The sequence below is a fragment of the Actinomadura rupiterrae genome (assembly GCF_024172125.1).
Taxonomy (GTDB): domain Bacteria; phylum Actinomycetota; class Actinomycetes; order Streptosporangiales; family Streptosporangiaceae; genus Spirillospora; species Spirillospora rupiterrae.
The window spans coordinates 189,592-212,463 of the sequence record NZ_JAMZEA010000001.1 but is presented as its reverse complement, the minus strand read 5'-3'; the positions used below and the strand labels follow the sequence as shown (position 1 = coordinate 212,463).

Annotated in this window: 18 protein-coding genes and 1 riboswitch; of the genes, 8 read left to right on the top strand and 10 right to left on the bottom strand. The window is 72.2% G+C overall.

The window, feature by feature from the left end:
- Positions 1 to 8 precede the first annotated feature (8 nt).
- From amaP to FHU30_RS00965, 5 genes are all read left to right on the top strand, one after another.
- Positions 9 to 587 carry an alkaline shock response membrane anchor protein AmaP gene (gene amaP / locus FHU30_RS00985; RefSeq protein ID WP_253870239.1) on the top strand — a complete coding sequence of 193 codons (579 nt, stop codon included), beginning with the start codon at positions 9 to 11 and terminating at the stop codon, positions 585 to 587.
- A gap of 483 nt (positions 588 to 1,070) precedes the next feature.
- Entirely contained in the window at positions 1,071 to 1,877 is an 807-nt protein-coding gene (locus FHU30_RS00980; RefSeq protein WP_253870236.1) for a maleylpyruvate isomerase family mycothiol-dependent enzyme, read from the top strand.
- Positions 1,878 to 2,559: 682 nt separating this feature from the next.
- On the top strand, positions 2,560 to 3,720 hold the full coding sequence (locus tag FHU30_RS00975) for a thiolase family protein (RefSeq protein ID WP_253870234.1): 1,161 nt from the start codon (positions 2,560 to 2,562) through the stop codon (positions 3,718 to 3,720).
- Between the two features lie 62 nt (positions 3,721 to 3,782).
- A complete protein-coding gene (locus FHU30_RS00970) occupies positions 3,783 to 4,232 on the top strand; it encodes a winged helix-turn-helix transcriptional regulator (protein WP_253870231.1) in 450 nt (149 codons plus the stop codon).
- Between the two features lie 874 nt (positions 4,233 to 5,106).
- Positions 5,107 to 6,432, top strand: a complete 1,326-nt coding sequence (locus tag FHU30_RS00965) for a cytochrome P450 (RefSeq protein WP_253870228.1) — start codon at positions 5,107 to 5,109, stop codon at positions 6,430 to 6,432.
- 267 nt (positions 6,433 to 6,699) lie between these two features.
- On the opposite strand, the gene FHU30_RS00960 is transcribed toward FHU30_RS00965, so the two are convergent.
- From FHU30_RS00960 to gcvT, 4 genes are all read right to left on the bottom strand, one after another.
- Complete coding sequence (locus FHU30_RS00960) at positions 6,700 to 8,073, bottom strand: L-serine ammonia-lyase (protein WP_253870225.1); 1,374 nt, start codon at positions 8,071 to 8,073, stop codon at positions 6,700 to 6,702.
- Between the two features lie 71 nt (positions 8,074 to 8,144).
- On the bottom strand, positions 8,145 to 9,413 hold the full coding sequence (gene glyA / locus FHU30_RS00955) for a serine hydroxymethyltransferase (RefSeq protein ID WP_253870222.1): 1,269 nt from the start codon (positions 9,411 to 9,413) through the stop codon (positions 8,145 to 8,147).
- A 2-nt stretch (positions 9,414 to 9,415) separates the two neighbouring features.
- Positions 9,416 to 9,805, bottom strand: coding sequence for a glycine cleavage system protein GcvH (gene gcvH, locus FHU30_RS00950; protein ID WP_253870219.1), 390 nt, complete (start codon positions 9,803 to 9,805; stop codon positions 9,416 to 9,418).
- Positions 9,806 to 9,825: 20 nt separating this feature from the next.
- On the bottom strand, positions 9,826 to 10,926 hold the full coding sequence (gcvT, locus tag FHU30_RS00945; RefSeq protein WP_253870216.1) for a glycine cleavage system aminomethyltransferase GcvT: 1,101 nt from the start codon (positions 10,924 to 10,926) through the stop codon (positions 9,826 to 9,828).
- A 256-nt stretch (positions 10,927 to 11,182) separates the two neighbouring features.
- A riboswitch (glycine riboswitch) is annotated at positions 11,183 to 11,280 on the bottom strand.
- A 350-nt stretch (positions 11,281 to 11,630) separates the two neighbouring features.
- Between gcvT and FHU30_RS00940 the strand changes: the two genes are divergently transcribed.
- Positions 11,631 to 12,860: an alginate lyase family protein gene (locus tag FHU30_RS00940; protein WP_253870213.1), complete on the top strand. Its 1,230-nt coding sequence runs from the start codon at positions 11,631 to 11,633 to the stop codon at positions 12,858 to 12,860.
- A 536-nt stretch (positions 12,861 to 13,396) separates the two neighbouring features.
- On the opposite strand, the gene FHU30_RS00935 is transcribed toward FHU30_RS00940, so the two are convergent.
- From FHU30_RS00935 to FHU30_RS00915, 5 genes are all read right to left on the bottom strand, one after another.
- The gene (locus FHU30_RS00935; protein ID WP_253870212.1) at positions 13,397 to 14,161 is read right to left on the bottom strand and encodes a 3-oxoacyl-ACP reductase; all 765 of its coding nucleotides are present in this window, start codon (positions 14,159 to 14,161) and stop codon (positions 13,397 to 13,399) included.
- 1 nt (position 14,162) lies between these two features.
- Positions 14,163 to 15,521 carry an aldehyde dehydrogenase family protein gene (locus tag FHU30_RS00930; protein WP_301322532.1) on the bottom strand — a complete coding sequence of 453 codons (1,359 nt, stop codon included), beginning with the start codon at positions 15,519 to 15,521 and terminating at the stop codon, positions 14,163 to 14,165.
- 18 nt (positions 15,522 to 15,539) lie between these two features.
- A complete protein-coding gene (locus FHU30_RS00925; RefSeq protein WP_253870210.1) occupies positions 15,540 to 15,908 on the bottom strand; it encodes a hypothetical protein in 369 nt (122 codons plus the stop codon).
- A 390-nt stretch (positions 15,909 to 16,298) separates the two neighbouring features.
- On the bottom strand, positions 16,299 to 17,657 hold the full coding sequence (locus FHU30_RS00920) for a glutamine synthetase family protein (protein WP_253870208.1): 1,359 nt from the start codon (positions 17,655 to 17,657) through the stop codon (positions 16,299 to 16,301).
- Positions 17,654 to 19,174 carry an amino acid permease gene (locus FHU30_RS00915; RefSeq protein WP_253870206.1) on the bottom strand — a complete coding sequence of 507 codons (1,521 nt, stop codon included), beginning with the start codon at positions 19,172 to 19,174 and terminating at the stop codon, positions 17,654 to 17,656. The genes FHU30_RS00920 and FHU30_RS00915 overlap by 4 nt, the downstream gene beginning before the upstream one ends.
- Positions 19,175 to 19,295: 121 nt before the next feature.
- On the opposite strand from FHU30_RS00915, the gene FHU30_RS00910 reads away from it, so the two are divergent.
- Both FHU30_RS00910 and FHU30_RS00905 read left to right on the top strand, forming a co-directional pair.
- Positions 19,296 to 20,033: a FadR/GntR family transcriptional regulator gene (locus FHU30_RS00910; RefSeq protein ID WP_253870204.1), complete on the top strand. Its 738-nt coding sequence runs from the start codon at positions 19,296 to 19,298 to the stop codon at positions 20,031 to 20,033.
- A gap of 380 nt (positions 20,034 to 20,413) precedes the next feature.
- Positions 20,414 to 21,709 carry a M50 family metallopeptidase gene (locus tag FHU30_RS00905; protein ID WP_253870202.1) on the top strand — a complete coding sequence of 432 codons (1,296 nt, stop codon included), beginning with the start codon at positions 20,414 to 20,416 and terminating at the stop codon, positions 21,707 to 21,709.
- A gap of 10 nt (positions 21,710 to 21,719) precedes the next feature.
- On the opposite strand, the gene cds1 is transcribed toward FHU30_RS00905, so the two are convergent.
- Positions 21,720 to 22,820, bottom strand: coding sequence for an L-cysteine desulfhydrase Cds1 (gene cds1, locus FHU30_RS00900; protein ID WP_253870200.1), 1,101 nt, complete (start codon positions 22,818 to 22,820; stop codon positions 21,720 to 21,722).
- Positions 22,821 to 22,872: the final 52 nt, after the last annotated feature.

Below are 22,872 nucleotides of genomic sequence, written 5' to 3'. Positions count from 1 at the left end.
GGTGACGGATGGATCGGCACGCTGCGGGGCTCAACCGCGTCCTGCTCGTCCTGACGGGGCTGGTGTTGGCCGTCGCCGGGGGAGCGGGGCTTGCGCTCGGTCTGCACGCTTTCGGCAGTGCGCGCGCGCACGAGCCGATGCTCAGCGACTCGACGCGGAACTACGCGTCGAGCCATTCCTGGTTCTGGCCCACGGTCGGCGGGGTCGCGGCCGTCCTCGCGGTGATCGGCGTGGTCTGGCTCCTCGCGCAGGGACGGTCCGACCGCATCAATGGGGTCGTCCTGGACGATGGGGACGGCACGGGCAAGACGGTCGTGCCCGCCGGGACGCTCGCGAGCGCGCTCCAGGACGACATCGAGGAGGTCCCCGGCGTCCGGTCCGCGCGGGCGCGGCTGACAGGCAAGCCGTCCGCACCCAAACTGCGCCTGAACGTGACCTACGAGCGCCGCGCTGACGTGCTGGAACTGCGCCGCAGCATCCAGGACCGAGCCCTCGCACGGCTGCGCAGCGCACTGGAAATGGACCGAATGCCCGCCGTCGTCCGCCTCCGCCTGGTAACCGGCGACGAACGCCGCCAAGTCGAATAACCATCACCCCACGCCCACTGATCGACTTGAGCCGCGCCACCAAACAACCTGACCCGCGCCGAGCCACGCCGCCGGACGAGCCGAGCCGCCCCGCTGCACCGGGTGGCCCGCCATTGCGCAAGGTAAGGCGCGCCCCGCCATCCCGAATGCCCAGCGCGCGGTGCCACCGCTGATCCAGCTGAGCCGCGCGGCCGGACGAGCTGAGCCGCCCGCCGCACCCGGGTGCCCGTCGCCGCAGCGGGCGAGTCGCCGCGCCGAGTGGCTGGTGCGCAGCGCACCGCTGGTCTGGCTGGGCTATGCCGCTGCACGGGCCGAGTTGTGCTGCCGCACCGGGGTCCCGCTGGCGCACTGGGTGAGGCTCGCTCCGCTGGCCCGGAGAGGTGGCGTGCGGCGGTGGGTGGGTTTGTGAGGTGTGCCGCTGAAGGGCCGAATTGGGTTCTGGAGGCTGGTCGGGGCGGCGTGCTTGCGCGATGATGTGCGGCCATGAGCGAACTCATGGCGGGGCATGTGGCCGCGTTCGAGCAGACCGTCCGGTCGACGATCGGGCTGGCGGAGGCGTTCGGCGACGGGGACTGGGTGCAGCCCACCGAGCTTCCCGGCTGGACGGTCAAGGACATCGTGTCGCACCTGGCGAGCGTGGAGCTGCTGCTCCTGGGCGAGGATCCCGCGCCCGGGCACGCGCTGCCGGACGATCTCCCGCACGTCCGCAACGACCTCGGCAGGCTCATGGAGCCCGGCGTGGACTTCCGGCGCGGCACCCCCGGCCCCGAGGTGCTGGCCGAGCTGCGGGACGTCCTGGACCGCCGGCTGGTGAAGCTGGAGACGACCCCGCCGGACGAGCCGGCGCTGCTGCCGATCGGCCGCATGGGCACCTACACCGAGCTGATGGTGTTCCGCGCGTTCGACTGCTGGGTGCACGAGCAGGACATCCGGCGCGCGGTCGGCTGTCCCGGCAACCTGGACGCGCCGGCCGGCGAGCGGATGTTCGCCGTCGTCTCGCAGGGCCTGCCGATGATCGTCGGGAAGCGCGCGGGAGCGTCCGCGGGCACCGCCGTGACCTTCGAGATCACCGGCCCGGTCGAGATCACCAAGCACGTCCGGGTGGACGGCGAGGGCCGCGCCGCGCTCGTCGACGAACCGGGCGCGGACGCGACCGTCCTGCGCATGGACTGGGAGACGTTCGTACGCCTGGTGACCGGGCGCTGCACCGCGGACGCCGTGACCGTCGAGGTCAGCGGGGACCAGGAGCTGGCCGGACGCATCCTCGGGGCGATGGCCCTCGCACCTTGACGACACTTTTGTCCGCATAATCCCCAAAATCACCCTTCTGGCGCCTAGCGTTCGTGGTGTTCCGCCGAAGTCGAAGGAACGGGAGGTGCGCGCTTGAGCGAGTACCAGCAGACCGACGGCTCCCCGAGGGAGCCCTTCGACGGATGGAGGCCCCATCTGAACCACCTGCCAACGGGCCCCTTCCACTGAGTGGCCCGGAGCGGTCCGGGGGCCGTGCCCAACCGCCACGACCCCTGGTCCGCACCCGTATTTCGCACTGTCCAAAGACGTCCGGGACGACCCTCGCCCCGGACGTCTTCTGCGTCGCGACGCCGCACATGCGCTCGGTTGCGACTCCGCCCATGCGTCCAGTTGCGAAACCCCGTCCGCGCACCAAGTCGCGGTGGCGCCCGCGTGCCCGGCTGCGACACCGTCCGCGCGCCCAGCTGCGACGCCGCCCGTGCGCCTGGCTGCGACACCGTCCGTGCGCCCGGCTGCGACGCTGGCCGTGCGTCCAGCTGCGACGCTGGCCGTGCGTCCAGCTGCGACGCTGGCCGTGCGTCTAGCTGCGACGCTGCCCGTGCGTTCAGTTGCGGTGGCGCTCCGCACGGTCAGTTGTGATGCTGCCCACGCGGGTAGTGAGTTGGAAAATCAAACTTGCTGCGCGAGACTCGGGTTGGAAGTTCCAACTGAGGAGGCAGTGATGCGAGACGCGGTGATCGTCGAGGCCGTCCGGACCCCGATCGGCAAGGGCAAGCCGAACGGCGCGCTGCACGAGGACCACCCCGTGGATCTGCTCGCGCGCACCCTGAAGGCGCTGGTCGAGCGCACGGGCATCGACCCGTCCGTGGTGGACGACGTGATCGGCGGCGTGGTCACCCAGGTCGGGGAGCAGTCCCTCAACCTCACCCGCAACGCCGTCCTCGCCGCCGGGTTCCCCGAGTCCGTCCCCGCGACGACCGTGGACCGGCAGTGCGGCTCGTCCCAGCAGGCGCTGCACTTTGCCGCGCAGGGCGTGATCTCCGGCGCGTACGACGTGGCGATCGCGTGCGGTGTCGAGTCGATGTCCCGCGTCCCGATGGGCTCGGGGGTGCTGCCCGGCAGCGACCCGTTCGGCCCGCTGCTGAACGCCCGCTACCCCGAGGGGCTGGTCGGGCAGGGCATCAGCGCCGAGCTGATCGCGTCCCGCTGGAAGCTCACCCGGACCGAGCTGGACGAGTTCGCCGCCGCGTCCCACCGGAAGGCCGCCGAGGCCACCGCGAACGGCGCGTTCGACCGCGAGCTGGCCTGGCCGGGGACGGACGAGTCGATCCGTCCGACCACCACGCCCGAGATCCTCGCGAACCTCAAGCCCGCGTACTACTACGAGGCCGCCGCCGAGCGCTTCCCGGAGATCGGCTGGAACATCACGGCGGGCAACGCGTCCCCGATCAACGACGGCGCCGCCGCCGTCTTGGTGATGAGCCGCGAGGCCGCCGAGCGCCTCGGCCTGCGCCCGCGCGCCCGCTTCCACACCTTCGCCGTCGCGGGGGACGACCCGCTGCTCATGCTCACCGCGATCATCCCCGCCACCGCCAAGGCCCTCGCCCGCTCCGGCCTCGCGCTGGACGACATCGACCTGTTCGAGGTGAACGAGGCGTTCTCCCCGGTCGTGCTGGCCTGGCTGCGCGAGACCGGGGCCGACCCCGCCCGGACGAACGTCCGCGGCGGCGCGATCGCCCTCGGCCACCCCCTCGGCGGCAGCGGCGCCCGCATCATGACCACCCTCCTGCACGCCCTGGAGGACACCGGCGGACGCTACGGCCTCCAGACCATGTGCGAGGCGGGCGGCCTGGCCAACGCCACCATCATCGAGCGGCTCTGACATGCACGACCACCACGGCGGGCTTGGCGCGGCAGGCTCGGAGCGGCTCTAACATGGCGGGCATGCCGCCGAAGGAGGCCGACCCGAGGCCCTGCTCGATCGCCGACACCCTGGAGCTGATCGGCGAGCGCTGGTCGGTGCTGGTCGTGCGCGAGCTGTTCCACGGCGTCCGGCGCTTCGACGGCATCGCCCGCAACACCGGCGCGTCCCGCGACATCCTCACCACCCGGCTGCGGAAGCTGGAGAGCGCCGGGATCATCCGCCGCGAGCGGTACAGCGACCGCCCGGCCCGGTACGAGTACCACCTCACCGCGGCCGGACGGGAGCTGGGCGACGTCCTGCTACTGCTCCTCAAGTGGGGCGACAAGCACATCAACCCGGACGATCCGCCCGTCACCTGGACCCACTCCTGCGGCGCGGACCTCGTCCCCGAAGTGGTCTGCGCCGCCTGCGGCGAACCGGCCCGCGAGGGCGCCCACAGCCCCCATGGCCGAGGCGTCCGCCCAACCTGACCCCGCCTGCCACGCGCCGGCGTCCGCCCAGTACGCCGGGGACGTCCGCCCGCCCTGCCCCGACCGCCCACCGGCGCGTCCGCCCAACCTCGAACGAGGCGCCCGCCCGGCCTGGCCAGCTGTTCGGCGCGTCCGCCTAGCCTCGGTCGAGGCGTCGCCCGGCCCAGGCGGAACGTCCGGCGGCTCGTCCGGCCAGCCTGGGGCGAGGTGTCCGTCCGCACCGACCGGAGTGTTCGGCGCCGCGTCCCGCCCGACCTCGGGCGAGCCGCCAGCCAGTCTGACCCGACTTCTGCGCGGGGTGTCCGCCCAGCGCGCCGGGGGCGTTCGCCCGGCTTGCCCCGACCGCCCGGCGGCTTGTTCGCCTAGCCCGGGGCGAGGTGTCTGCCCGCGCCGACCGGAGTGTTCGGCGGCGCGTCCGCCTGGCCTCGGACGAGGCGTCAGCCAGTCTGACCCGACTGCGGCGCGGGGGTGTCCGCCCAGCACGCCTGGGGGTGTCCGCCGGGCCTGGCCGGTGTATCCGACGCGTCCGCCCCACCTCGGACGAGGCGTCCGCTCGCGCCCGACCGGAATGGCCGACGGCGCGTCCGCTTGGCCTCGGGCGAGGCGTCCGTGCGGTCTGACTGGAATATTCGGCGGTGCGTTCGCCTGGACTTGGGGGCGGCGGGCGGCGGGGCTGAGCTGACTGGCCGGCGCGGCTGCTCCGTCTTGGGCGAAGGTGGTCGTCCGGGGTGTCCTGAGTGTTCGGTTTGTCTGGTGCGCTTGACCTGGACGTGCCGGGTTTTCCACCGCGTCCGGCCCGTGCGTCCCGTGTTTCCGTCGCGTCACAGGGGAACGGCGAAGGGTGGAAGACGCCGTCTAATCCCGGGAGCACCAGATGACCCGCCAGGTACCGCGCGCCTCTGTGGCCGACACGCTCCGCGTGCTCGCCGCGGTGGTCGCGCCGACCGTCGCCAAGGGCGTCCTCGCCCGGCGCCCGCGCGTGGTCGCCGCCGAGGAGCAGGTGGACGCCGACGGGCACGCCGTCCGGCTGCTGACCGAGCTGCGCGGCCGGTACGGGCACGAGCCGCTGCTGCTCAACCTCCCCGGACGCGACTTCGCGCTCGTCCTGCATCCCGACCACGTGCACCGCGTCCTGGACGGATCGCCCGAGCCGTTCGCCGTCGCGAGCCTGGAGAAGCGCGCCGCGCTCCGGCTTTTCCAGCCGCACGGCGTGCTGGTGACGCGCGGGTCGGAGCGCGAGGAGCTGCGGGAGCGGAACGAGGTCGCGCTCGACACCGGGCGCGTCCACCGGCACGCCGGCGCGTTCCTTGCCAAGATCGACGACGAGGCCGCCGACCTGCTCCGGCGAGCCGACCGCACCGGCGTGCTGGCCTGGGACGACTTCCGCCGCACCTGGTGGCGGGTGGTGCGCCGGATCGTCCTCGGCGACGCCGCGCGGGACGACTCGATCACCACCGACCTGCTCACCCGGCTGCGGATGGACGCCAACTGGGCCTTCGCGCACCCGAACCGTCCGCGGGTCGAGCGCGCGTTCGCGTCCCGGCTGCACCGCTACGCCGTCCGCGCCGCCCCGGACGCCCTCGCCTCACCCGGGGTCGAGTCGCAGATGCCGCAGTGGCTGTTCGCCTACGAGCCCGCGGCGATGGCCGCGTTCCGCGCGCTGGCCCTACTCGCGGCGCATCCGGAGCAGGCGTCCCGCGCCCGCGAGGAGGCCGTCCTGGCCCGTGACAGCGGCGCGGACGAGACGGACCTGCCGTTCCTGCGCGCCTGCGTCCAGGAGTCCCTGCGCCTGTGGCCGACCAGCCCCGCGATCCTCCGCGACACCACCGAGGAGACCGTGTGGAACGGCCACGTCCTGCCGCAGGGCTCCGGCCTGCTGCTCTTCACGCCGTTCCTCGGCCGCGACGCCGAGAACCTGCCCTACGCCGACGCCTTCACCCCGGACCTCTGGCTGGACGGCCGTCCCGAGCACGACTGGGAGGCGATCCCGTTCAGCGCGGGCCCGGCGCAGTGCCCGGGCCGCGACCTGGTCCTGCTGACGACGTCCCGCTTCCTGGCGGCCCTGCTCGAACGGCACGACTACCACCAGCGCGCAGGTAAGGAACTCGACCCGCCCCGCCCGCTGCCGCACACCTTCAGCCCGTTCCGCCTGGCCTTCGACGCCGTCCCGGCTCCACAGCCCGTCAGCACCGCCTGGTAAGGACCGCCGCGCCTGCTGACACTCGCCTCGCGACGCCTGCCTCCGGGCGACCTCGCGACCCCCGCCTTGCGACTCCCGTCTCGCGGTGCCCGTCTCGCGATGCCCGCCTTGCGACTCCCGTCTCGCGGTGCCCGTCTCGCGATGCCCGCCTTGCGCCGCCCGCCTCATGACGGCCGTCTCGCGCCGCTCGCCTTGCGACGCCCGACTTGCGACGCCCGCCTCGTGACGGGCGTCTCCGGACGGACGCCTGGTGGCGAGCGGTCGGGGTCAGCACTCGATGACGTTGACGGCTAGGCCGCCGCGCGAGGTCTCCTTGTACTTGTCGAGCATGTCGCGGCCGGTGTCCTTCATGGTCTTGATGGCGCGGTCGAGGGAGACGAAGTGCTTGCCGTCGCCGCGCAGGGAGATGCGGGCGGCGCTGATGGCCTTGATCGCGCCGACCGCGTTCCGCTCGATGCACGGGACCTGGACGAGGCCGCCGACCGGGTCGCAGGTGAGGCCGAGGTTGTGCTCGATGCCGATCTCGGCGGCGTTCTCCACCTGCTCGGGTGTGCCGCCGAGGACCTCGGTGAGGCCGGCGGCGGCCATCGAGCAGGCCGAGCCGACCTCGCCCTGGCAGCCGACCTCGGCGCCGGAGATGGACGCGTTCTGCTTGAACAGCACGCCGATCGCCGCCGCGGTGAGCAGGAAGCGGACGACGCCCTCGTCGTCCGCGCCCGGGACGAACCGGTCGTAGTAGTGCAGGACGGCCGGGACGATGCCCGCCGCGCCGTTCGTCGGGGCGGTCACGATCCGGCCGCCGGCGGCGTTCTCCTCGTTCACGGCCAGCGCGAACAGGGTCACCCAGTCCATCGCGTGCAGCGGGTCGGTGGCCTTCTCCGAGGTCAGCTTGCGGTGCAGGCGCGGCGCGCGGCGCGCGACCTTCAGCCCGCCGGGCAGCAGCCCCTCGCGCGAGCAGCCGCGGTCGACGCAGGCGCGCATGACCTGCCACAGCTCGATCAGGCCGGACCGGATCTCGGCCTCGGTGCGTCCGAAGGCCTTCTCGTTCTCCAGCATCAGCGCGGAGATCGACAGGCCCGTCTCGCGGCACCGGTCGAGCAGCTCGGCCGCGGTGTCGAAGCGGTAGGGCAGGACGGTGTCGTCCGGCTTGATCCGGTCGGCGCCGGTGGCGTGCTCGTCCACGACGAAGCCGCCGCCGACCGAGTAGTAGACCCGGGACCGCAGCTCGTTCCCGTCGGCGTCGAACGCGGTGAAGCGCATGCCGTTCGGGTGGCCGGGCAGGGAGATCTTGCGCTCGAAGACCAGGTGCTCGCCGATCACGAACGGCACCGTCTGGGCGCCGAACAGGGTCAGCTCGCCGGTCTCGCGGACGCGGGCGATGCGCTCGTCCGCGGTGTCCACGTCCACCAGCTCGGGCTTGTCGCCCTCCAGGCCGAGGATCACGGCCTTGTCGCTGCCGTGCCCCTTGCCGGTCAGGCCGAGCGAGCCGTACAGGACCGCCTGGACGGACGCGGTCTTCTCCAGCACGCCGTCCTGGTCGAGGCCGCGCGCGAAGCGGTGCGCGGCGGCCATCGGCCCGCCGGTGTGCGAGGACGACGGCCCGATGCCGATCTTGAAGAGGTCGAAGACGCTGATAGCCATGGCAGGTCTGCTACTCCGTTGTAGCGGGGTGAGCCCCGGGCCCCCGCCCGGACGGGACGGGGGCTCGGGGGTCACAGGTTCGGGTAGAGCGGGTGCTTGGCGGCCAGCGCCTTCACCCGGGCGCTGAGCGCGGCCTCGTCGAAGCCGGGCTGGAGCGCCAGCGCGATCACGTCGGCCACCTCGCGGAAGTCCTCCGCCTGGAAGCCGCGGGTCGCGAGCGCCGGGGTGCCGATCCGCAGCCCGGACGTCACCATCGGCGGACGCGGGTCGTTCGGGACCGCGTTCCGGTTGACGGTGATGCCGATGGCGTGCAGCCGGTCCTCGGCGTCCCGGCCGGTCAGCTCGGAGTCGACCAGGTCGACCAGGACCAGGTGCACGTCCGTGCCGCCGGTCAGCACCTTGACGCCGGCCTTGGACGCGTCCTCGGCGAGCAGCCGCTCGGCGAGGATCCGCGACCCTTCCAGCGTACGTCGCTGCCGGTCCTGGAACTCGTCCGAGCCCGCGACCTTCAGCGCGACCGCCTTGGCGGCGATCACGTGCTCCAGCGGACCGCCCTGCATGCCGGGGAAGACGGCGGAGTTGATCTTCTTGCCGAACTCCTCCTTCGCCAGGATCAGGCCGCCGCGCGGACCGCCGAGGGTCTTGTGCGTGGTGGTCGTGACGATGTGCGCGTGCGGCACCGGGGAGGGGTGCAGCCCGGCCGCGACCAGGCCCGCGAAGTGGGCCATGTCCACCATGAGCAGCGCGTCCACCGAGTCGGCGATCTCGCGGAACCGGGCGAAGTCCAGCTGCCGCGGGTAGGCCGACCAGCCCGCCACGATCATCTTCGGCCGGTGCTCCTCGGCGAGCCGCGCGACCTCGTCCATGTCGACCAGGCCGTCGTCCTCGCGGACGTGGTAGGGCACCACGTTGAGGACCTTGCCCGAGTAGTTCAGCCGCATGCCGTGGGTCAGGTGGCCGCCGTGCGCCAGGTCCAGGCCCAGGATGGTGTCGCCGTGGTTCAGCAGCGCGAAGTACACCGCGGTGTTCGCCTGCGCGCCCGAGTGCGGCTGGACGTTGGCGAACTCGGCCCCGAACAGCGCCTTGGCCCGGTCGATGGCCAGCTGCTCGGTGACGTCGACGTACTCGCAGCCGCCGTAGTAGCGGCGGCCCGGGTAGCCCTCGGCGTACTTGTTGGTGAGGACCGTCCCCTGCGCCTCCAGCACCGCGACGGGCGTGAAGTTCTCGGAGGCGATCATCTCCAGGGTGGACTGCTGGCGGTGCAGCTCGTCCGCGACGGCGGCGGCGACCTCCGGGTCGACCTCCGCCAGCGGGGCGTCGTGCGACGAGAGGGGGGCCACGGTCAGGACTCCTCGATGAGCTTGCCGTAGGCCTCGGCGTCCAGCAGGTCGCCGGGCTCCTCGCTGATCTTCACCTTGAAGATCCAGCCCTCGCCGTACGGGTCGTCGTTGATCACCTTCGGCTCGTCCACCACGGCCGCGTTCACCGCGGTGATCTCGCCGCTGACCGGGGAGTACAGGTCGCTGACGGACTTGGTGGACTCCACCTCGCCGCAGGTCTCGCCGGACTCGACGGTGTCTCCCTCGCCCTGCTGGAGCTCGAGGAAGACGATCTCGCCGAGCGCGTCGGCGGCGTGCTGGGTGATGCCGACGGTGACGATGCCGTCCTCGTTGTCGAGGCCGGCGACCCACTCGTGCTCTTCGCTGTAGCGGAGCTGCTCCGGAACGCTCACGTGTTTCTCTCTCCAGGGATTCAGGAACGCTTGTAGAAAGGCAGGGCGACGACGTCGACCGGCTCGTGCCGGCCGCGCACGTCCACGGCCAGCTCGGTGGTGTCCTCGGGGACCGAGGCGTCCAGGTAGGCCATGGCGATCGGCGTGCCCAGTGTGGGCGACGGAGCGCCGCTGGTCACGACCCCGCACGGCGTGCCGTCCGGGCCGACGACCGCGTACCCCTTGCGGGGCGCCCTCCGCCCGCGGGCCACCAGTCCCACGAGCCTACGGCCTGCGGCGGCCTCCGCACGCGCGGCCAGCGCGGTCCGGCCGACGAAGTCCGACTCCTTCTCGAACTTCACGACCCGGCCGAGGCCCGCGTCGAACGGCGTCGTGTCGGTGGTCAGCTCGTTGCCGTAGAGCGGCATCCCGGCCTCCAGGCGCAGGGTGTCGCGCGCCGACAGCCCGGACGGGACGACCCCCTCGACTCCGGCCAGCGTGTTCCACAGGCCCACGGCGTCGTCGGCGGCGACGAAGAGCTCGAAGCCGTCCTCGCCGGTGTAGCCGGTGCGGGCGATCAGCGCGTCCACGCCCGCGACCTCGCCGGGCAGGATGGCGTAGTACTTCAGCTCGGGCAGCGGCGCGTCGGTGTAGCGGAGCAGGATGTCCTGCGCGTCCGGGCCCTGGAGGGCGATGAGGGCGTAGGCGTCGGACCGGTCGTCCACCTCGGCCTCGAAGCCCTTGGCCCGCTCGACCAGGGCGTCCCGGACGACCGCGACGTTCGAGGCGTTCGCGACGACCAGGTAGGTCTCGGCGGCGAGCCGGTAGACGATCAGGTCGTCCAGCACCCCGCCGTCCTCCTGGACGATCATGGTGTAGCGGGCCTTGCCCACGGCCATCGGCGAGATGTTGCCGACCAGCGCGAAGTCCAGCGCGGCGGCGGCCTGCGGGCCGGTGAGGAAGATCTCGCCCATGTGGGAGAGGTCGAACAGCCCGGAGCCGGTGCGGACGGCCCGGTGCTCGGCGGTCTCGCTCGCGTACCGCAGCGGCATGAGGTAGCCCGCGAAGTCCACGAGGTTGGCGCCCAGAGCGGCATGGACGTCGTAGAGCGGCGTCTTCTTGGGTGTCGGGTCGGCGGACATGGGTCTGGCTCCTTGGTCGCGGGGCGCGCGTGGACTCCGTCAATGGTCCCACTCGCGCACCGGGCGGCTCGGTGCCTCCCCCTCTGTCATCGGCGCCTGAGAGTTTCACCCCGGTGCGGCGCGGCTGCGACGCGGGTGCCGTGCGACCGGGCGGGTCCGCCGCGCCGGAGCGCTGCGGCCGGTGCGGTGCTGGGCGCACGGCGGGGCTTTCACCTTCGGCGGAGGGCGGGTGACGCCCTCGCTTTCCAGAGGTCGCCTGGTCCGCGCGGTCCGTGGGGCCTGAGAGGTTCCGGGGAGGAGTTGCTCCTTCGGCGGCCCCCGCCGGCTGCGGGGGCGCTCTCCCGCGCGGGATCAACGGCTGTCCGCAATGTATCAGCGGCCCGGAACCGCTACCAGCCGACTTGTCGTGGTTTGTGGCTGATTTCGGCGTTCTGATTGACGGGACCCGGCCGCGACGGTTGCATGATCCCGCAACTCAGCGATCTTCCAGCCTGAAAGCGACCTGAAAGCGGTCTTCCGGCCTGAGAGCGACCGAGAGCCGGTCTTTCGCCTGGGAGCGACCGGGAGCGGTCTTTGGCCCGGGAGTGACCGGGAGCAGTCTTTCGGCCTGGGAGTGAGCTGAGAGCGGTCTTTCGGGCTGGGAGCGACCTGAGCGGGTCGTCCGGCCTGGGAGCGACCTGTCAGCCGATCGAGAGGAACTCGCGATGGCGTTCACCCGGAGCCGCGTTTGGCTCGCCTCCGGAGCGGGGGCCGCCGTGGTCGCCGCGTCCGTGGTGGCGGTCGCCTGGAACGGCGCGTCCGGCGCGTCCGGCGGCGTGGAGCATGCCGCCGGTACGGTCGGCTCGACCTCCGCCGCCGGTTTCAAGCACCCCGGCGTGCTGGTCGGGAAGGCCCAGCTTGACGCGATGCGGTCCCGCGTGAAGGCGGGCAAGCAGCCGCAGAAGAAGGCGTACGACGCGATGCTCGCGAGCAAGTACGCCGACCTCGCGCGGACGCCGAAGCCCCGCGCGAACGTCGAGTGCGGCTCGGGCTCCAACCCGAACCACGGCTGCACGGACGAGCGCGACGACGCGATGGCGGCCTACACCGACGCGCTCGCCTACACGGTCAACCACGACCAGCGGTACGCCGCCAAGGCCGTCCAGCTGATGGACGCGTGGGCGAACGTCCTGAAGGAGCACACCAACTCCAACGCGCCGCTCCAGGCCGGCTGGGCCGCCAACGATTGGGCCCGCGCCGCCGAGATCGTCAAGTACTCGCCCTACGGGACGAAGTGGAAGGGCGCCAAGAAGTTCGCGTCGTTCCTGCGCACGGTCTACCTGCCCGTCGTCAACAAGGGCCGCCCGACGACGAACGGCAACTGGGAACTGATCATGACGGACGCGACGATCTCCATCGCCGTCCACACCGACGACCGTGCGACGTTCAACCAGGCCGTCGCGCGCTGGCGCAAGCGGCTGCCGGAGTACATCTACCTCAAGAAGGACGGCCCGCTCCCGAAGGTCCCGGCGGGCATCTCCGGCAAGGCCGCGACGATCAAGTACTGGTCGGGCCAGAGCACCTTCGTGGACGGCCTCGCCCAGGAGACCTGCCGCGACTTCGGCCACACCGGCTGGGCCCTCGACGCCGCCACCCACGTCGCCGAGACCGCCCACCTCCAGGGCCTGGACCTCTACAAGGAGGGCCGCGAGCGCCTGACCAAGGCCATGGAGTTCCACGCCCAGTACGACCTGGGCACCAAGGCCCCGTCCTGGCTCTGCAAGGGCGCCCCGAAGACGGGTGTCGGCCCGGTCTTCGAGATCGGCTACAACGAGTTCCACCACCGCCTCGGCCTCTCGCTGCCGAAGACCGGCCAGCTGGTCACCTCGAAGCGTCCCGCCGGCCCGTCCTACTTCCTCGGCTGGGAGACCCTCACCCACGCCGACGCCCCGTAACCCCTCTCACCCACGCCGACGCCCCGTAACCCCCTCACGCACCCGACCCCGTAACCCCCCTCACGCATCCGGCCGCGTGCCCCCCTCACGCACTCGACCCCGTGCCCCCCTCACGCACCCGACCCCGTGCCCCCCTCACGCACCCGACCCCGTAACCCCCCTCACGCGTCCGGTCCCGTGACCCCTCACGCATCCGGCACCGTGACCTCCTCGCGCATCAGAAAGGGCGCCCGGCTCCGGCCGGGCGCCCTTTCTTTCCGTCGCTTCGGCCCGCCCCGTTTCGTCACTGCTCCAGGCCGTCCCGCCTGCGTGACCCAGTGACGGTGCTGAGGGCGAGTTTCAATCGTTAGAGGATGTAACTCTTACTCAACACCGTAACTCTTGCTGAGGCTTGTAACTCTGGCTGAGGACCGTAACTCTTGCTGAAGGTCGTAACTCCTACTGGAGGCCGTAACCCCTGCTGGAGCGTGTGTCTCCAGTTGGAGGGTGGTGAGTTGGTGAGGGCGGGTTCCGGGGCTGGGACGGGGATGCGCTGGTTAGAGGGGGGTCACGTAGGCGCCGGAGATGCCGCCGTCCACGAGGAACTCGGACGCGGTGATGAAGGACGCGTCGTCCGACCCCAGGAAGGCGACCGCCGCGGCGATCTCCTCGGGCTCGGCGAAGCGGCCGGTCGGGATGTGGACGAGCCGCCGGGCCGCCTTCTCCGGGTCCTTGGCGAACAGCTCCTGGAGGAGCGGCGTGGACACCGGGCCCGGGCAGAGGGCGTTGACGCGGATGCCCTCGCGCGCGAACTGGACGCCCAGCTCCCGCGACATCGCCAGGACGCCGCCCTTGGACGCCGTGTAGGAGATCTGCGAGGTCGCCGCGCCCATCTTCGCCACGAACGACGCCGTGTTGATGATCGAGCCCCTGCCCTGCTCCCGCATGTACGGGATGACGTACTTGCAGCACAGGTAGACGCTGGTCAGGTTCACCTCCTGGACGCGCTTCCAGGCGTCCAGGCCGGTGTCCAGGATCGAGTCGTCGTCCGGCGGGGAGATGCCCGCGTTGTTGAACGCGACGTCGATGCGTCCGTAGGCGTCGTGGGCGGCCTTGAACAGCGCTTTCACGTCCTCCTCGGACGTGACGTCGGTGCGGACGAACAGACCGCCGACGCTCTCGGCCGCCTGCTTGCCGCCCGCCTCGTCCAGGTCGGCGATCACGACCTTGGCGCCCTCGGCCGCGAGCCGCCGGACGGTCGCCAGCCCGATCCCGCTCGCCCCGCCGGTGACGACGGCGACGCGCCCTTCGAATCGCTGCACGCTATTCCTCCGTGGAGATGTAGACGTTCTTGGTGTCGGTGAAGGCGGCGAGGGCGTCCGGGCCGAGCTCGCGGCCGAGGCCGGACTGCTTGAAGCCGCCGAACGGTGTCCAGTACCGGACGGACGAGTGCGAGTTGACCGACAGGTTCCCCGCCTCGACCGCCCGGGACATGCGGAACGCGCGGCCGACGTCGCGGGTCCAGATCGATCCGGACAGGCCGTAGGGGGTGTCGTTGGCGATCCGGATCGCGTCCGCCTCGTCCTCGAACGGGACGACGACCGCGACCGGGCCGAAGACCTCCTCGCGCCAGGCGGGCAGGTCGGTCACGCCGTCCCCGGCGAGGACGGTCGGGGTGTACCAGAACCCCTTGCCGCCGGGTGCCGAGCCGCGGAAGGCGACGGGCGCGCCGTCCGGGACGAACGCGGCGACGCGGTCCCGGTGCGCGGCCGTGATCAGCGGCCCGACCTGCGTTCTCTCATCGCGCGGATCGCCGACGACGACCGCCTGGACGGCCGGTTCCAGCAGTTCCATGAACCGGTCGTAGACGGACCGCTGGACGAGGATGCGCGAGCGGGCGCAGCAGTCCTGCCCGGCGTTGTCGAAGACCGCGCCGGGGGCCGTCGCGGCGGCCTTATCGACGTCGGCGTCCGCGAAGACGATGTTGGCGCTCTTGCCGCCGAGTTCGAGGGTGAGCCGCTTGACGCCGCTCGCGCAGGCCGCCATCAGCTCGCGGCCGACTCGGGTCGAGCCGGTGAACGCGATCTTCGCGACGTCCGGATGGTCGGCGAGGCGGCGTCCGACGACCGGGCCCTCGCCGGGCAGGACGGTCACGACGTCCTCGGGCAGCCCGGCCTCCAGCGCCAGCTCCCCGACCCGCAGCGCCGTGAGCGGGGTCGCCTCGGCGGGCTTGACGACCACCGTGTTCCCGGCCGCGAGCGCCGGGGCGAGGCCCCAGCCGAGGATCGGCATCGGGAAGTTCCACGGGACGATCAGCCCGACCACCCCGAGCGGCTCGTGGAACGTCACGTCCAGCCCGCCCGGCACCGGGATCTGCTGCCCGGTCAGCCGCTCGGGCGCCGCCGCGTAGTACAGCAGGACGTCCCGGAGGTTCCCGGCCTCCCAGCGGGCCTGCCCGATCGGGTGGCCTGCTTCGGCCACCTCCAGTTCCGCCAGTTCCTCGACGTGCTCGTCCACGACGGCCGCGAACCGCCGCAGCAGCCGCGCCCGGTCGCCGGGGGAGACCGCCCGCCAGCGGGCGAAGGCGCGCCCCGCCCGCTCGACGGCCAGATCGGCGTCCGCGACCGTCCCCATCGCCACGGACGTGACGATCTCCTCGGTCGCCGGGTTGATCAGTTCCAACACAAATCCCTTCCGAAATCAGAGCCGTTCAGAAGCCAAACCCGCCACGCCCCCGGATCCGCCGCCCCAGCCGCCCGGAGCCGCTGCCACCAAGAGCCGCCGTGCCCCGGAACAGCCGTCGCCCAGTTCCACCGCCCAGCCCCACCAGCCGAACCCGCGCCGCCAGTCGAACCCGCGCCGCCAGTCGAACCCGCGCCGCCGGTCGAACCCGCGCCGCCGGTCGGGCCCGCGCCGCCGGTCGGGCCCGCGCCGCCGGTCGGGCCCGCGCCGCCGGTCGGGCCCGCGCCGCCGGTCGGGCCCGCGCCGCCGGTCGGGCCCGCGCCGCCAGTCGGACGCGTGCCGCCGGTCGGACCTGCGCTGCCGTGCGAGCCACGCCGCCGGTCGCACCCGCGCTGCCGGTCGGACGCGTGCCGCCGGTCGGACCTGCGCTGCCGTGCGAGCCGCGCCGCCGGTCGGGCCCGCGCTGCCGGTCGGACGCGTGCCGCCGGTCGGATGCGTGCTGCCGGTCGGACCTGCGCTGCCGTGCGAGCCGCGCCGCCGGCCGGGCCCGCGCCGCCAGTCGGACGCGTGCCGCCGATCGGAGGCGCGCTGCAGGTCGGAGGCGTGCTGTCGGTCGGATGCGTGCTCTCGGTCGGACCTGCGCTGCAGGTCGGGCGCGAGCTGCCGGTCGGGCGCTGCCGGTCGGGCGTGCGCCGCCGGCCGGGCGCGAGCTGTCGGTCGGAGCTGCGCTGGCGTGCGGGGTGGGCTGACCCGGAGCTGTGCCGGGGCGGGGGCGGGTCACAGGCGTTCGAAGCCGCGGAACAGCTCCCAGTCGGTGACGGCGCGGTCGTAGGCGTCCAGTTCCACGCGGGCGTTGTTGGCGTAGTGCTCGACGACCTCCTTGCCGAACACCTCGGCCGCGACCGCGCTGGACGACCAGCCGGCGGCCGCCTCGCGCAGGGAGCGCGCGACGGTCGGTGCGTCGGAGGCGTACGCGTTGCCCGTGTACGGGTCCTCCAGCGGCAGGTCGTTGTCGATGCCGTGCAGCCCGGCCGCGATCATCGCCGCGACCGCGAGGTACGGGTTCACGTCGCCGCCCGGCGTCCGGTTCTCGATCCGCAGGGACGGCCCGTGCCCGACCAGCCGCAGCGCGCACGTCCGGTTGTCCAGCCCCCACTTGATCGCGGTGGGCGCGAACGAACCGGGCTGGTACCGCTTGTACGAGTTGATCGCCGGCGCGTACAGCAGCGTGAAGTCCCGCAGGAGCGCCTGCTGGCCCGCCACGAACGCCCGTCCAAGCCCCGAAAGCCCGTGCTCGCCGTCGGCGTCGGCGAGCACAGGGCGGCCGCCGGCGTCGCGCAGGGACAGGTGGATGTGGCACGAGTTGCCCTCGCGCTCGTTCGGCTTGGCCATGAAGGTGATCGCCATGGACTCCTGGGCGGCGATCTCCTTGGCCCCGGTCTTGTAGAGCGCGTGGTTGTCGCAGGTGGTCAGGGCGTCGGCGTAGCGGAAGGCGATCTCGTGCTGCCCGAGGTTGCACTCGCCCTTCGCGGACTCGACGTACATGCCCGCGCCCTCCATGCCGAGCCGGATGCGCCGGAGCAGCGGCTCGACGCGGGCGCCGCCGAGCAGCGAGTAGTCCACGTTGTACTGGTTCGCCGGGGTGAGGTCGCGGTAGGCGCGGCGCCAGGCGTCCTCGTACGAGTCGGCGTAGACGATGAACTCCAGCTCGGTGCCCGCGAACGCCGTCCAGCCGCGCTCGGCGAGCCGGCCGATCTGGCGGCGCAGGATCTGCCTCGGGGACGGCCCGACGTCCGAGCCGTCCTCCCAGAGGACGTCGGCGTGCACGAGCGCCGCACCGTCCTGCCAGGGGACGCGGCGCAGCGTCGCCAGGTCGGGCCGCATCACGAAGTCGCCGTAGCCGCGCTCCCAGGACGACATGGCGTAGCCGTCCACGGTGTTCATGTCGACGTCCACGGCGAGGAGGTAGTTGCAGCCCTCCGAGCCGTGCCCGGCGACCTCCTCCAGGAAGAACCGCGCGGACAGGCGCTTGCCCTGGAGCCGTCCCTGCATGTCCGCGATCGCGATGATCACGGTGTCGATCCGCCCGGCCGCGGCCTCGTCCCGCAGCTCGTCGAGCGTCAGCCGCGCGCTCATCCGATGCCCTTCAGGTCGTCCTCGATGGCGGCCAGTTCGGCGGCGCTGCCCTGCACCTTCGGGCCGGCGAACCAGCGGCGCGCGGACAGCACCCACCACAGCGCAGCGCCGCCGAGGACTACGGCGAGCGCGATCGGCGCGTAGTTGAAGCTGTCGGTGGTGACCGGGTTCGCCGGGGGCAGCATGAACAGCACGGCGATGAACGCGACCCACAGCACCGAGATGATCCCGATCGGACGGCTGAACCGTCCGAGGTGCCAGGGCCCGCGCTCGAACGCGTCCCCCTGCCGCAGCCGCAGGAACGTCGGGATGACGTAGGCGATGTACAGGCCGATCACCGCGACGGACGTGACCGCGAGGTAGGCCGTGTAGTTCCACAGCGCGGGCAGGGCCAGGACGAAGGCGCAGCCGGCCGCGAGCCAGATCGCGTTGGTGGGCGTCCGGGTGCGCGGGTTGATGCGGTGCCAGGCGGCGGAGAACGGGAGCGCGCCGTCCCGCGAGAACGCGTAGATCATCCGGGAGTTCGCGGTGACCGAGGCCATCCCGCAGAAGAACTGCGCGCCGAACGAGATGAGGATCAGGACGTCCCCGAGCGTCCGCCCGGTCGCGGACGTGAAGATCTGCGCGGGCCCGTCGGACGCGGCCTTGCCGTAGTCCTGGATCGCGAACGTCATGCCGAGCAGCAGCAGCCAGCCCGCGACGATCGAGATCAGCACCGAGTTGACGATCCCGCGCGGCCCGGACCGCGCCGCGTCGTGCGTCTCCTCGGTCATGTGCGCGGACGCGTCGTACCCGGTCAGCGTGTACTGCGACAGCAGCAGCCCGATCAACGCCGCGTAGAACCCGTACTGCCACCCCGTCTCGTTCACGAACTTGGTGAACACGAACCCGGCGCTCTGGTGGTGGGACGGCTTGAACGCCAGCACGCCGATGACGACCGCGACGCCGATCACGTGCCACCACACGCTCACGCCGTTCAGCAGCGCCACCAGCCGGACGCCGAACTGGTTCACCAGCGCGTGGACCACCAGCAGCGCCGCGAACAGGATGAACGTGTGGCCAGGGGAGACCGAGTAGCCGAACCGGTCGTCCAGCAGGGGGTTGAGGAACGCGGCCGAGCCGTAGACGATCCCGGCGGTGACGGCGACCTGGCCGGTGAAGTTGAACCATCCGGTGAACCAGGACCAGGCCGCGCCGTTGCGCGGGGCGAGCTTGGCGGCCCAGTAGTAGAGGCCGCCGGCGGTCGGGTAGCTGGAGCAGACCTCGGCCATGGCCAGCGCGACCAGCAGCGTCATCGCGCCGACCCCGAGCCAGCCCCACGTGATCACCGCGGGGCCGCCGCCCTTGAGGCCGATCGTGTAGGACGTCAGGCAGCCGGTGAGCACCGAGATGATCGTGAACGAGACGGCGAAGTTGGCGAAACCGGACATGGACCGGCGCAGTTCCTGGGCGTAGCCCAGCTCGTGCAGCCGCTGCTCGTCGTCGGAGCGGGTAGGGGCGTGTTCGTCGAGGCTCACGGCGCCTCCTCGCAAGGGGGGTTTGCGCCCTGTTAACGGGCTAACGTCAGACCATTAAGGTTTGCGGACGGGCCCGCGTCAAGAGGGTGGAGCCGCGAAATATCCCTGTAACGTGGGGCCTGTGGAGGAGACCGTGGCGGGGCGCACGCCGCTGAGCGACGCGGTGTTCCGGCCCGTCCGGGCGGGCAACGCGTTCGAGGAGACCGTCGAGCGGCTGCTCCAGGCGATCAAGCTCGGCGTCGTCGACCGCGGCGACCGGCTGCCCCCCGAGCGCGAGCTGGCCCCGCTCCTCGGCGTCAGCCGCGTCACGCTGCGCGAGGCCATCCGCGTCCTCGCCCAGGAGGGCTACGTCGAGTCCCGCCGAGGACGCGCCGGCGGCACCTTCGTCACCTACAAGCGCCCCCGCCCGCGCACCACCGACCTCCGCCGCGCCCTCGCCGCCATGGGCGACGACCTCCACGACACCCTCACCTTCCGCCTCGCCGTGGAGACCGGCGCCGCCCAGCTGGCCGCGTCCGCGCCCCTGTCGGAGTCCCAGCGCACCCTCCTCCAGACCCGCCTGGACGACCTGAACCAGGCGGGCCCGGACGCCTACCGCCGCCTCGACACCCTCTTCCACCTGACCATCGCCGAGCTGACCGGCTCGCCGACCCTCGTCGCCGCCTGCGCCGACGCCCGGATGCGCGTCACCGACCTGCTGAACGCCATCCCCGTCCTGGACGCCAACATCGCCCACGCCGCCAACCAGCACGACGCCATCGCCAACGCCGTCCTCACCGGCGACCCCGACGCCGCCCGCCAGGCCGTGACCGAGCACCTGGACGGCACCGCCGCCCTCCTCAGAGCCTTCCTGGCCTGACCGCTAGTCCGCGCCTGATCGCCCCACCTGCCCCCGGCGGCCCGCCCGCGCCTGACCGCTCGTCCGCGCCCGGCGGCCCGCCCGCGCCTGACCGTTCATCCGAGCTCGGCGGCCTGCCCGCGCCTGACCGCCCCCCGCGCCCGGCGGCTCGCCAGTGCTCGGCGGCCCGCGCCCGGCGGGTTCGTCTGCGCCTGACCGCTCGTTCGCGGCTGGCGGCTCGTCCGTGCTCGGCAGCGTGGGCTTGGCGGTGTGCGGCCGTCCGTTGCGGGGTTCGCCGGGACGGGGCGGGATGCGGCGGCTATGGCTTTGTACGCGGAGGGAGACGGTCTTCTGACGTACCCTGGGTGCGTCGCTGGAGATCACCGGGAGGACGGGGAAGCATGTTCTGGCTGGCGGGGGTGCTCATCCTGTTCTTCGGCCTGCTCGTGTCGATCGCCTTGCACGAGCTGGGCCACATGAGCTTCGCCAAGCTGTTCGGCGTGCGGGTGCCGCAGTTCATGGTGGGTTTCGGCCCTACGATGTGGTCGTTCCGGCGGGGCGAGACCGAGTACGGGATCAAGTGGATCCCGCTCGGCGGCTACATCCGCATGATCGGGATGCTGCCGCCGCGCCGGGGGGACGCGCCGGGCCAGGTGCGCCAGGTGTCCACCGGGCCCTGGCAGGGGCTGATCGAGAACGCCCGCGGCGCGGCGCTGGAGGAGATCCGGCCCGGCGACGAGGAGCGGGTCTTCTACTCCAAGAAGTGGTGGCAGAAGCTCCTGATCATGTTCGGCGGCCCGGCGATGAACCTGGTGCTGGCCGTGCTGTTCTTCTCCATCCTGCTGATGGGCATCGGCCGGGAGACCCCGCAGCCGGTGATCCAGTCGGTGTCGAAGTGCGTGGTGAGCGCGAGCCAGGCGAACGGCCAGTGCCCCGCGAACGCGCCGCTGACCCCGGCCGCGCAGGCCAAGCTCCAGGCCGGTGACCGGATCGTCTCGTTCGACGGCCACAAGATCACCTCGTACACCCAGCTCCAGGGGCTGATCCGCGACTCGGCGGGCAGGACCGTCGCGATCGACATCCGCCGCAACGGCCAGGACGTGAAGGCCAGCGTGCCGATCATCCGGAACAAGATGGCCGACCTCAAGGACACCCAGAAGACCGTCGAGGTCGGGTTCCTCGGCATCACGCCCACCAGCGCCTACGTCCAGCAGGGCCCGGGCGCCGTGGCGAGCACGATGGGCGACATGACCGGCCGCACCGTCGGCGCCCTGGTGAACATGCCGAAGAAGATGGTCGGCATCTGGAAGGCCGCGTTCGGCAACGAGAAGCGCGACCCGAACGGCCCGGTCGGCGTGGTCGGCGTGAGCCGGATGGGCGGCGAGGTCGCCGCGTCCCACGACCTGACCACCCTGCAGAAGGTCAGCGTGTTCATCGGCCTGCTCGGCTCGCTGAACCTCGCGGTCGGCCTGTTCAACCTCGTCCCGCTGCTCCCGCTGGACGGCGGGCACATGGCGGGCGCGCTGCTGGAGGCCCTGAAGAAGGGCTTCGCGCGCCTCACCCGCCGCCCCGACCCCGGCTACGTGGACGTCGCGAAGGCCCTCCCGGTGACCTACGTCATGGCCGCCGTCCTGGTCGTCATGGGCGGCCTGCTGATCTACGCCGACCTGGTCAACCCCATCAAGCTGAACGGCTGACCCCGCCGGGTCAGGCCTCGGCGGGCATGGAACCGGTCTTCAGGAAGTCGCGCAGGGCGCCCAGGTAGGGAGCGATGTCGAGGCCCTGCGCGGCCAGCCAGTCGTCCGAGCAGTAGGTGTGGCGGTAGCGCTCGGCGCCGTCGCAGATCAGGGTCACGACGCTGCCGCGCTGGCCGTTGCGGAGCATCTCCGCGATCAGCTCGCACACGCCCCACATGGCCGTCCCGGTGGAGCCGCCCGCGTTCCGGCCGGTGACCTCGTTCGTCCAGCGCATGGCCGCGATGGACGCCGCGTCCGGCACCTGGATCATCCGGTCGATCACCGTCGGCAGGAAGGACGGCTCGACCCGCGGCCGCCCGATGCCCTCGATCCGCGACCCCGGCGCGGTCCGGGACGCGTCCCCGTCGCGGAACGCGCCGAAGAACGCCGACCCCTCCGGGTCCACCACCGCCACCCGCGTCTGGAACCGCCGGTACCGGACATACCGCCCGATCGTCGCGGACGTCCCGCCCGTCCCGGCCCCGACCACGATCCACGACGGCTCCGGGAACCGCTCCAGCTCCAGCTGCTCGAAGATCGACGCCGCGATGTTGTTGTTCGCCCGCCAGTCCGTGGCCCGCTCGGCGTAGGTGAACTGGTCCATGAAGTGCCCGCCGCACTCGGCCGCCAGCCGGTGCGACTCGGCGTAGATCGTGGTCGGGTCGTCCACCAGGTGCGGCCGGCCGCCGTAGAACTCGATCAGCTCGATCTTCTCCGGGCTGGTCGACGCGGGCATCACCGCGACGAACGGCAGCCCGACCAGCCGCGCGAAGTACGCCTCCGACACCGCCGTGGACCCCGACGACGCCTCGATGATCGTCGTCCCCTCCCGGATCCACCCGTTCGCCAGCCCGTACAGGAACAGCGACCGCGCCAGCCGGTGCTTCAGCGACCCGGTCGGGTGGACCGACTCGTCCTTCAGGTACAGGTCGATGCCCCACTCGGGCGGCAGCGGGAAGACGTGCAGGTGCGTGTCCGCACTGCGGTTGGCGTCGGCCTCGACCTTCCGGATCGCCTCCGCGATCCAGGCCCGGCAGGACGGGTCGCAGTGGTCCACGATGCGGCTCAACATGGCTCCCTAGGGTGTGATCTTCATTGATCAGCCTCACCCCCACGATATCGCC